This is a genomic window from Shuttleworthella sp., assembly GCF_057251025.1.
The window spans coordinates 22,961-33,276 of sequence record NZ_DBHIDN010000020.1 but is presented as its reverse complement, the minus strand read 5'-3'; the positions used below and the strand labels follow the sequence as shown (position 1 = coordinate 33,276).

At 56.1% G+C, this 10,316-nt stretch carries 8 protein-coding genes; 2 read left to right on the top strand and 6 right to left on the bottom strand.

The window, feature by feature from the left end; translation table 11 throughout:
- Positions 1-111: 111 nt before the first annotated feature.
- The 4 genes from codY to ACO5R6_RS05965 form a co-directional block, all read right to left on the bottom strand.
- On the bottom strand, positions 112-906 hold the full coding sequence (gene codY / locus ACO5R6_RS05980) for a GTP-sensing pleiotropic transcriptional regulator CodY (RefSeq protein ID WP_485626279.1): 795 nt from the start codon (positions 904-906) through the stop codon (positions 112-114).
- A 191-nt stretch (positions 907-1,097) separates the two neighbouring features.
- On the bottom strand, positions 1,098-3,176 hold the full coding sequence (gene topA / locus ACO5R6_RS05975; protein ID WP_485626278.1) for a type I DNA topoisomerase: 2,079 nt from the start codon (positions 3,174-3,176) through the stop codon (positions 1,098-1,100).
- Between the two features lie 181 nt (positions 3,177-3,357).
- Positions 3,358-4,506, bottom strand: coding sequence for a DNA-processing protein DprA (dprA, locus tag ACO5R6_RS05970; protein WP_485626277.1), 1,149 nt, complete (start codon positions 4,504-4,506; stop codon positions 3,358-3,360).
- Positions 4,507-4,540: 34 nt separating this feature from the next.
- On the bottom strand, positions 4,541-6,103 hold the full coding sequence (locus ACO5R6_RS05965; RefSeq protein WP_485626276.1) for a YifB family Mg chelatase-like AAA ATPase: 1,563 nt from the start codon (positions 6,101-6,103) through the stop codon (positions 4,541-4,543).
- Positions 6,104-6,256: 153 nt separating this feature from the next.
- Here ACO5R6_RS05965 and ACO5R6_RS05960 point away from each other — a divergent pair, with 153 nt between their 5' ends.
- Positions 6,257-7,207, top strand: a complete 951-nt coding sequence (locus ACO5R6_RS05960) for an RluA family pseudouridine synthase (protein WP_485626275.1) — start codon at positions 6,257-6,259, stop codon at positions 7,205-7,207.
- 12 nt (positions 7,208-7,219) lie between these two features.
- Here the strand turns inward: ACO5R6_RS05960 and ACO5R6_RS05955 are convergent, their stop codons facing one another.
- On the bottom strand, positions 7,220-7,873 hold the full coding sequence (locus tag ACO5R6_RS05955; RefSeq protein WP_485626274.1) for a DUF5662 family protein: 654 nt from the start codon (positions 7,871-7,873) through the stop codon (positions 7,220-7,222).
- Positions 7,874-8,064: 191 nt separating this feature from the next.
- Between ACO5R6_RS05955 and ACO5R6_RS05950 the strand changes: the two genes are divergently transcribed.
- Positions 8,065-8,379 (top strand): DUF1292 domain-containing protein, encoded by a 315-nt coding sequence (locus ACO5R6_RS05950; protein WP_485626273.1) that lies wholly within the window; start codon positions 8,065-8,067, stop codon positions 8,377-8,379.
- Here the strand turns inward: ACO5R6_RS05950 and ACO5R6_RS05945 are convergent.
- Positions 8,374-10,266 (bottom strand): ATP-dependent helicase, encoded by a 1,893-nt coding sequence (locus tag ACO5R6_RS05945; protein ID WP_485626272.1) that lies wholly within the window; start codon positions 10,264-10,266, stop codon positions 8,374-8,376. The genes ACO5R6_RS05950 and ACO5R6_RS05945 overlap by 6 nt on opposite strands.
- Positions 10,267-10,316: the final 50 nt, after the last annotated feature.

The following is a 10,316-nucleotide window of genomic DNA, read 5'->3' as shown; positions in this document are numbered from 1 at the left end:
GTCGTGCATGTAGAATTTAACTTTTCATGTAGAATTTCGATTTTCAATCGACCATTGGTCTGTCTGGCTTATTCCCCCGGCAAATGCTACCGGGACGATAGGAATGTCAAATCACCGAATGCTGATCTTCTCGTTCTGTTTCTTGATCTCCTTGAGAGCCTCGAAGACATAGTCATTGACCACCTTGATATAGGTTCCCTTCATGCCGGAGGACCTGGACTCGATCACGCCGGCGGACTCAAATTTGCGAAGGGCATTGACGATCACAGATCTTGTAATCCCCACCCGGTCCGCAATCCTTGAGGCAACCAGAATCCCCTCATCTCCCTCCAACTCATCGAAGATATGGATGATCGCCTCCAATTCAGAGAAAGACAGGGTGTTAATGGCGGACTTGACCACATGCTCCTTGCGCGCCTCCTCCGCATTCTCCTCGTTGACAGACCGCATCATCTCAAGCCCGACGACACTCGCCGCGTACTCGGAGAGGATGATGTCATCAATCCCATAGTTCTTGTGATAGCGATATACGACCATCGTTCCCAGGCGTTCACCCGCGATGTCAATCGGTGTGACGATCGCAGAACAGCCCGCAATCATATCACCGGAGATGCCCAGGGTCTCCAGGTTCACATTCTCTTTGGTTGAGAGGATTCCCAGAAGCCGATCATTCAGCACCGGCTCGATGAAAGTTCCTACCTCCTTACTCAATTGCTCTGTCAGCTCCGCTCCGCCGGAGCCCAGCTCCAATCCAAGTATCTTCCCCTTTCGACTGATGACAAGAGCAGAGGATTCCAGGATATCGGTCAAGACAAGACAGATATCGTTAAAAATCACCTTCGAAGATGAATTGTTATGAAGCAGCTTGCCGATCTTTCTGGTTTTATCCAGCAATTCCACGCTCATAATGCCCCCTCCTGTTCTCCGATGAACTGATCCACTTTCTCAGATCAACGGATCCGTTTTTATCTTGATCATATTTTAACATCATTTTTTGACAATTCAACCGTCAGAGCAGTTTTTCTTAGAATGATTTCGCGAATCGGCCGAAAATATCCACAAGCTCCACCGGATCCGGGACAGGTCAGCCCCGATTCTCAGGATTCTTTGTCTTCCCTGGCCCTGGAATAACCGCAGGCTGGGTCTGAGCAGACTATTTTATTCCCCTTGATCAGCATGTATTTCCCGCATTTGGGACAGGCTTCCTTGACAGGCCGGTTCCAGGACATGAATTCGCAGGAGGGGTTGTCCTCACATCCGTAGTAGATTCTGCCCTTCCTAGTCCTCTTTAGCACGACATCCTTGCCGCAGAGGGGACAGGGAACCCCGATTTTCTCCAGATAGGGTTTGGTGTTCCGGCAATCGGGAAAGCCGGGGCAGGCCAGGAATTTCCCATGCGGTCCGTACTTGATCACCATTTGCCGGCCGCAGTTCTCGCAGACGACGTCCGACAGCTCTTCCTTAATCTGAACCTTCTCCAGTTCCCGCTCCGCCTTCTGAACGGAGGCATCCAGATCCGGATAGAAGTTTCTGACCAGAGACTTCCACTCTACCTTTCCCTCTTCCACTCCGTCCAGGAGCCTCTCCATGTTGGCTGTAAAGTTCTGATCGACAATGCTCGGGAAAGACTCCTTCATGATGTCATTGACAACCTGTCCTAATTCCGTCACGAAAATGCTCCGTCCCTCTTTTACGATATAGCGGCGCTTGAGCAGGGTAGAGACAATGGGGGAGTAGGTCGAGGGACGGCCGATGCCCAATTCCTCGAGCATATGCACTAAAGATGCCTCCGTGAAATGCGCCGGCGGCTGGGTGAAGTGCTGCTTCTCATCAAACGATTGAAAAGAGAGCTTTGTGTCCCTCTTGATCTTCTCTAAGTTCTGCTTGTCCTCCCCCTCCTTGTCATCGGCATTCATATAGATGAGGGTGTAGCCATCAAAGAGGACCCGGCTGGATGATACCGTGAAGACAGACTCCTTCGCCCCGATCTTTACATTGCTTGTCTCATAGACGGCGTTGGCCATCTGGGAAGCCATAAAGCGCTTCCAGATCAGCTGGTAGAGACGGAACTGATCTCTTGAGAGGGAATCCTTGATCTGACTGGGAATCCTGGTCAGGTCCGCGGGGCGAATGGCCTCGTGGGCATCCTGAACAGACCCGGACTTCTTCCCGGAATGGTATTCTTTTCTGTAGTCGCTTCCATAGTTGCTCTCAATGAAGGAAGCTGCTGCCTCCCTGGCCTCCCTGGCAACACGGGTGGAGTCGGTACGGAGATAGGTGATCAAGCCGACCGTCCCGCTGCCCTTGATGTCAACTCCCTCATAGAGCTGCTGGGCTATCCGCATGGTCTTCTGGATGGCGAAGTTGAGCACCTTGGATGCCTCCTGCTGAAGGGTTGATGTGGTAAAAGGCAGGGGGCTCTTCCTCTCCCGCCTGGTCTTAGTAATAGAAGAAACCGCGTAGTCCGCCCCCTGAAGAGAGTCCAGAATCTCCCGCAGCTGATCCTTGGACCCGATCTCCTTCTTCCCCTCTTCGTCTCCATAATAGTGGGCGAGCAGGGGCCCGGTCATCGAATCCGCCTTGAGGATGACGTCCAGGGTGTAGTACTCCCTGGGAATAAAGGCATCGATCTGGGACTCCCGGTCGCAGATCATCCGAAGGGCCGCAGACTGGACCCGGCCGGCGGAAAGGCCCCGCTTTACCTTGGCCCAGAGCAGGGGACTGATCCGGTAGCCGACCATCCGATCCAGGATGCGGCGGGCCTGCTGGGCATCCACCAGATCCATATCGATCTCCCTGGGATGCTTGATCGCCTCCTTGACCGCGTTTTTTGTAATCTCATTGAAGGTGATTCTTTGAATGGGCTTGGCAGGGTCGACATTGAGTGCCGCGAGCAGGTGCCAGGAAATCGCCTCTCCCTCTCGGTCCGGGTCTGTCGCCAGGTATATCTTGTCAGCCTTCTTGGCCTCCTTGCGAAGAGAGGCCAGGAGCTGTCCCTTACCCCGAATCGTGATGTACCTGGGCTCGAAATCATGATCGATGTCAATTCCCAAAGAGGACTTGGGCAGGTCTCTGACATGCCCCTGAGACGCCATCACCTCATAGTTTTTCCCTAAGAACTTCTTAATTGTCTTGACTTTCGTGGGCGACTCCACAATGACCAGATATTTTGCCATGATGAAAGAGTTTCCTTTGATACTGAATCCGAAAAACAACGCGCATGATGCCTCCTCCCCCGGAGGCAGAAATTCTAGGCAATGATACAACAGCAAATCTCTATTTTCAAGCCGACATATTCCGGTCAGGTCCCATCCAGAGTCCGATCCGAAGTCCGATCGGGGGTCCGATCGCATCCGGTCAGATTAATTTCATGAACTGGTTGTGGGATCGGTCCGCAGCGATCCCCAGATCACAGAGTTCCGTCAGAGCGCGCACCGCATCAATGTAGGACAGGCCGCTTTGCACTGTCAGGCGGTCTAAGTCCAGGGGATAGAAATCCAGGCACTCATAGACCTTCTTCTGGTCTTCCCCCAGATCCGGCAGGCGGCCCGGGTCCTCTCTTGGCCTGAAATGTCCCATCCCGGCGGCCAGGTCCAAGTCCTCGATCAGGTCCTCGTAGCTTAAGATCATCTGGGCCGCCCCCTGGTGGAGGAGGGCATTGCATCCCTCGCTCAGCGGATCCGTGATTCTCCCCGGCAGAACATAGATGTCCTTTCCCTGCTCCAGAGCGAAATCCGCAGTGATCAGGGATCCGCTCCTTCGTCTCGCCTCTATGACAAGCAGAACCGACGCAAGTCCGGAGATAATACGGTTCCTCGCCGGGAAATTCCGGGCCAGGGGGGCTGTTTTCGGCGGGTATTCGCTCATCACACAGCCGGACTCGACAATCCGATCATAGAGCAGCCAGTGCTCCTTTGGGTAAGCCAGGTCTGCCCCGCAGCCCAGGACAGCGATCGTCTCTCCTCCTGCATCAAGACAGGCTGTCTGCGCCGCCCCGTCGATGCCCCTGGCCATCCCGGAGACAATCGCATATCCGCAGTCCGTGAGCATGCGCGCCAGATCCAATGCGACCCGCCTCCCATAGGCCGACGGCGATCTTGCGCCGACAATTGCGGCGGTCCTCAGGTCTCCGCGGCTGATCCCGGGCGGAATCCTCCCCCGAAAGAAAAGACCCGGTGGCGCGTCATAGAGCACGCGCAGATTGGCCGGATACTCCTCCATATCCAGTGTGACAAGCCCCATATCCGCATTTAAGAACTTCTCATATTCGGCCCGGAGGTCCCAGCTCTCTCTCTGGGCAATCAGACTACGGACTCCCTCCTCCTTCATGAAGGCAAGCCCGCCCAGGTCATCCGCCGTCGCCCGGTAGACCGCTGATGGCTTCAAGAAGCGGTCGAGCAGCTTCCGCTTTGTCCTGTTTCCAAGCCCGCTTCCCCGGACGCAGGTCAGCCAATAGCGATATGGTCCCTCTGCCTCCTCATTTCTCTCATATCTGATCTTCCCCATCATCTTCCCCTCTTATCATCTGCTCTATATATGCTCAGAGATCCGTCCCGTATTCCGGAGCCAGTCCGTGATAGATTCTCGCCTCCTGCAGGTGTCTCTTTTTGATCTCCCCGCTCGCCTCCATATCCGCAATTGTTCTTGCCACCCGAAGGAGCCGGACATAACCTCTTGCCGTAAGCCCCAGCTTATCGAAGCAGAGTCTCAGATAATCCTCCTCCTCTCCTCCCAAAGAGCAATAGGTCCGAAGGGCCTTTGCCGGGATTTGTCCGTTGCAGGAGATCCCGCTTCCGGCAAATCGCTTCTCCTGGATCCGCCTTGTCTTAAGGACCCTCTCTCGTATGCAGGCGGAGCTCTCCGCCTCCCCCTCGAGAACCAACTCGTCGAAGGAGAGGGGGCTTGCGGAAGCGCACAGGTCGATGCGGTCCAGGAGAGGCTTTGAGATCTTCCCCAGATAATCTCTGACCTGCCAGGGCCTGCAGCGGCACCTCTTGGGATCGGGAAAGTAGCCGCAGGGACAGGGGTTCATTGCGGCAACCAGGATAAAATCAGCCGGATACTCCACGTCCGCCTGCTGCCGGACAATGCGCACCCGGCCCTCTTCCATTGGCTGCCGGAGGATCTCAATGGTGGATCGGTCGAACTCCGGCAATTCATCCAGGAAGAGGACGCCTCCATTCGCAAGAGAGATCTCCCCCGGTCGGGGGATCAGGCCTCCGCCGGCCAGCCCGGCCGGAGAGATGGTGTGGTGGGGCGCCCGGAAGGGCCTCTCCTGCATCAACTGCCCCCTGTCTGCCAGAAGACCGCTGACCGAGTAGATCTTGGAGAGTTCCACTTCCTCCTCTCTTGTCATGGGGGGAAGGATGCTTGGTATGGCCTTGGCCAGCATGGTCTTGCCCGCTCCCGGAGGTCCGATCATAAGAAGATTGTGTCTCCCGCTGACGGCAATCTCGCAGGCTCTTCTCAGGCTCTTTTGCCCACGGATATACTTGAAATCATTTGTCTTTTCCTCCCTCTCCCGGATCCGACGAGCCGGTCTCCCTGCCCCGGGCCTGCGTTCTTCCGCTTCCGCCTTCTGCCTTCCGGCGCAGCTTCCTCCCAGATAGGATATGACATCCTCCAGATGGGCCACCGGGACCAGTTTTAGGCCGTCGGTCAGGGCCGCCTCCTTTCGGTTACCCTCTGGGATCATGGCGCAAGTCAGGCCGGCCTCTTGTGCCGCCATCACAATCGGCAAGACTCCGCGCACCGGATTGATTTTCCCGTCCAGGCCCAATTCCCCGACTGTGATCAGGCCCCGGAGTCTCTTTGGATCTATGATTCCGATTGCGACCAGAATGGCCAGGGCTACCGGCAGATCAAATCCCGTTCCCGATTTGCGAATCGAAGCCGGTGAGATATTGACCGTAATCCGCTTGATGGGGAGCCGGATCCCGATATTGCGAAGAGCCGTCCGGACCCGCTCCCTGGCCTCTTTTACCTCCGCAGACAGGAAGCCGACCATTTCAAAGACAGGCATGCCGTCAGAGACATCCGCCTCTACCAGAACCGGCTGGGACTCAATCCCCTGAATAATTGCCGTATTAACTTGACTGTACATAGCAACTCCTAATGCGGTGAAAGCTGCCCTCGATGCGGACAGCAGAAGAAATAGAGGAAAAATGGTCTGTTATTACGATCTATCGTCGAGAAAACGAATCGTGAAAAAAATAAGTGATTAAAAAAAGCGTTTGTATCTGCTAGGATAAGCAGAATGAGACGAATACTAGACTATGAAAATGAACATGCCTATGACAGCGCCTATGACTGGCTGCGGAAGGAGATGCGCTTCCCCAGATCCATCGTCTCGGCCCTGCGGTCCGGAGACCAGGACTACCGGATCAATGGCCTAAAACCTGCCCTCTGGTATCCTCTTGCCGCCGGATCCAAGATCCGGATCATCCTGGAGGACCGGACATCCTCTGCCTTCGCTCCCGTGGACCTTCCCCTTGAGATCGTCTATGAGGATGAGGATATCCTCCTGGTCGACAAGCCGGCCGGAATGCCCTCTCACCCCTCTATGAACCATCAGGAAGATACCCTGGCCAATGCCGTCCTGTACTATTATCAGAAGCAGGGCATCCCCTTCGTCTTTCGGATTGCCAACCGACTCGATATGGACAGCTCCGGTCTGGTCCTGATCTCCAAGAACGCTCTCGCGGCCGCCCGCATCAAACAGATGATTGACCGGCGCCGAATCCACAGGAGCTATCTCTGTATCGTTGAGGGCTCACTCTCCTCCGATCCCGGCCTTCTCTCGCTTGAAGCTGTCCTGCCGCGCTATGACTCCGATCAGAAACTGTGCGGCGGCCGGATCAGTGCCCCCATCGCCCGCAGAGAGGGCTCACTCTTCGAGCGGGAGGTAGACTTCCAAAAGGGACAGACTGCCCTGACCGACTTTCGGATCCTGAGAGAAGGCAGGGCCTACTCCCTGCTTGCAATACAGCTTGGGACCGGCCGGACCCATCAGATCCGGGTCCACATGAACTATCTGGGCCATCCGCTCCCGGCGGACCATCTCTATCATCCCGTCTATGATGTCATCGGTCGCCAGCCCCTCCACTCCGCCGGACTGACTTTTCCCCATCCGATCACCGGTCGCAAGATGTGCTTTGAGAGTGCTCTGCCCTCGGATATGCAGACCCTACTCCGATCATTTGTCTGATTGATAGCCGCATCATTTACCTGACTGGTAGGCGCGAGCCTTGGGCAGCATCGCCTCGCTGATCTCCAGGACCCGGCCTGTCCTCTCGTCAAAATTAGGGAGGCTCGGATAGGCATCGTAGTTCTTCCGATTGGCAAGGATCCGCCGGCGGATGTAGGCATTCGCCTCCCTCTCTCCCCGGACTGCCAGGAAGAAGAGCATGAACTCGAGGAGGGCCTGAGTCCGCGGATGGATGACAAGATGGTCTCTTCCCCGCAGATAATAGGTCCAGGCGGAGTCGTCCCTGTACTTCTCCTTCTGGTAGTTCTTAGAGGCCGCCACCCGATCGACATAGGACTCCACCACATAATTGACGGGCATCTTCATCCCCACCATTCCGGGGCCCTGCGCCTCATCGATCGCGTAATCAATCCAGTACTCAAAGTGGTGCTTGTTTCGTCCCTTGTGATGGAGCCAGGCCAGGGAATAGCCCCGGTCTCTTCTCTCCCCGTCATTCGGGCTTCGAACTCCCGTATAATATCTGGCCCCGACCAGAAATTCCGTCGGAGAGTACTTGGACAGGTCGTGCATCAGGCCCTGACGGTAGAGCCCCAGGGCGAAGCAGCCCCGCATGACCAACATTTTATGATGATGAATCGTGCGAAGGTGACCAAGCCAGTTCCACATTCTTTCCTCCTCAGTCAAATCTACCCAGATAATTATACGAGAGATCGTCTCCCCTGTCATTGGCATCGGAGCTTTTGCCCATGCAGGAATCACCGGTGAGGGGGCTCTCCTGGCATTGAAATCCTCCTGCCCTTCTCCTATAATCTGACTCAATTCAAAGCGATTGATCTGCACAAGATAAGGAGAAGGACATGCTGGAAGAAAATACCCCGGGACAGGTTCCCGCAGAAGAGGATGATGATGTCATGGTCACCATTGAACTGGAGGGCCGGGACCTGGACTGTGAGATCCTGACGATCTTCACGCTCAACGGACAGGACTACATTGTCCTCATGCCGGTCGATGAGTACGGTGATCCCCTTGACGACAGCATGGTCTACATCTACCGCTATCTGGAGAATTCCAATGCTGATCCCTCCATCGACAACATTCAGTCCGATGAGGAATACGAGCGGGTCAGCCGGTATTTCCGCCAGCTGGTGGACCGGGATTATCCCCGGTCATAGGCCCCCGGATCCACCCTCCGAGTCGGAGATAGCCTTGCCTTCCTCCTCCTTCTGCAGTTCTGCCAGAAAGCGAGAGGGGGCAAGTTTTTTGTTGCCCCTATTGAGACAGGAATACAGAAAGACCTCTCTTCTCGCCCTCGTTAGGGCGACATAGAAGATCCGCCTCTCCTCCTCCATCGCCGCCTCGCTCTCGGCCCTTGAAGAGGGGGTCACTCCCTCATTGACGTCCATGATGTAGACCTGGTCGAACTCCAGTCCCTTGGATCCGTGGAAGGTGAAGAGGCCGACCGGGGGGCCCGTTTCCTCCCCCTCACAGGGATTCTCTTTCCAAGACGGCAGTTCCTCCCTGTGTAGTCGCTTCAGATAGGTCTTCAGGGCCTCCTCTCCCCGTCCCCCAATCTCCCTGGCCAATCGCATCAGCATTCCAAGCATCAGCTCAATCTCCTCCCGGTCTCCTGCCTTTCCCCCGTATTCCTCCTCCAGGAAAGACCGATAGCCCACCTTGCCCAGGAGATAGGTCAGGGCGGCATAGGGAGAGGCCCGGGACATGAAGTGTAGATCCCGCTCCAGTTCCAGGATCCCCTTTGCCTGGACGGAAGAGGCGTCAAACTGTCGGCGGAGTCCGGTCCAGTCAAATTCCCCTTCCTCCACACAGGATCTGGGGAGCATTCGGTGCGGGCGGTTCATGATCCGAAGCAGGTCCTCCCTCCTCCGCTCCCCCAGGGCCAGATGTAAGTATGATAGAACATCCCTGGTCAGCCAGTGTCCACAGACCGTCCGATCCTCCTGCCGCATATAAAAGGGGATTCCCTCCGCGCGAAGCGCACGAACCAGCCCATCAGACTGGGCCCGGGTTCGGAAGAGGACGGCCGCCTCTTTCTCCCTCCTCCGAAGAGATCGGGCGATGTGCCTGACCTCCTCGCCCGGATCCGGAAGGCGTCTTATCACAAGTCTTCCTCCCTCAGCCCGGTCTGCCCGGATGCTCTTTTCGTATCGCAGGCGGTTGTGGCGGATCAGCCTCTGGGATGCCTCTACAATCCCCGGGGAGGACCGGTAATTGGTCCGGAGCTTGATGATGGAAGCGTTCGGATAGGGCGACCGGATATGGCGGAGAATCCCGGGATCCGCCCCCCGAAATCCATAGATGGACTGGTCATCATCCCCGACCAGAAAGAGATTCCCATAGCCCTCTGCCAGAATCCTGACCAGGATGAACTGGAGAGGATCCATGTCCTGGGCCTCATCGACCAGGATCATCTGAAATCGGTGCGACCATCTGGCGCGGACCCCAGGGTCCTCTTCAAGGAGAATCCGGGCCTCCGTCAGCATGTCGCTGTAGTCTAAGAGCTTGTCGCGTTGTTTCAATTTCCGGTAGGCCCGGGCAAATGCCATCGAAAGCCCCTCTCTCTCACCTTCCCCCTTCGTCCCCGACGCCGACTCCTGTCCCCATCCGCTTAAGCCTAAGCTTCCGCCCGAAATCCCCTCCGCCTCTCTTAGGAATTCCTCTGCCCTCTTCGGATCCGCCTCCTGACCCATTTGCATAAGAGCCTCCATCGCCAGCAGGATCCTGTCATTCTTGCCGAGAAGACTGTCGGATGCATATCCCCTCTCTTCTCTTAGGATACGAAAGAAGACAGAGTGAAAGGTCCCGAAGACGACCCGCAGACCCTCCTCTCCCGCCATTGCCAGGAAGCGATTCTGCATCTCGGCGGCAGCCTCTCTTGTATAAGTAAGCACGAGAATCCGGTCCGCCGCCACCCTCCCTGTCCGGATCAGGCGAAGGACCCGGTGGGTCAGCACGCTGGTCTTACCTGCGCCGGGACCGGCAATCGCAAGACAGACCCCTTCGAAGAAAGAGACTGCCTCCTCCTGCTCCGGATCAAACATAAGATCACCTCCTATTTTTCATTTGATGTATATCATCCCCTCTCACATGC

What these genes read in the sequence shown, in the direction of transcription:
- ACO5R6_RS05945 (WP_485626272.1), bottom strand. Translation starts at nt 10,266, where the DNA reads ATGTTTGATCCGGAGCAGGAGGAGGCAGTCTCTTTCTTCGAAGGGGTC.
- ACO5R6_RS05965 (WP_485626276.1), bottom strand. Translation starts at nt 6,103, where the DNA reads ATGTACAGTCAAGTTAATACGGCAATTATTCAGGGGATTGAGTCCCAG.
- ACO5R6_RS05960 (WP_485626275.1), top strand. Translation starts at nt 6,257, where the DNA reads ATGAGACGAATACTAGACTATGAAAATGAACATGCCTATGACAGCGCC.
- codY (WP_485626279.1), bottom strand. Translation starts at nt 906, where the DNA reads ATGAGCGTGGAATTGCTGGATAAAACCAGAAAGATCGGCAAGCTGCTT.
- topA (WP_485626278.1), bottom strand. Translation starts at nt 3,176, where the DNA reads ATGGCAAAATATCTGGTCATTGTGGAGTCGCCCACGAAAGTCAAGACA.
- ACO5R6_RS05950 (WP_485626273.1), top strand. Translation starts at nt 8,065, where the DNA reads ATGCTGGAAGAAAATACCCCGGGACAGGTTCCCGCAGAAGAGGATGAT.
- dprA (WP_485626277.1), bottom strand. Translation starts at nt 4,506, where the DNA reads ATGGGGAAGATCAGATATGAGAGAAATGAGGAGGCAGAGGGACCATAT.
- ACO5R6_RS05955 (WP_485626274.1), bottom strand. Translation starts at nt 7,873, where the DNA reads ATGTGGAACTGGCTTGGTCACCTTCGCACGATTCATCATCATAAAATG.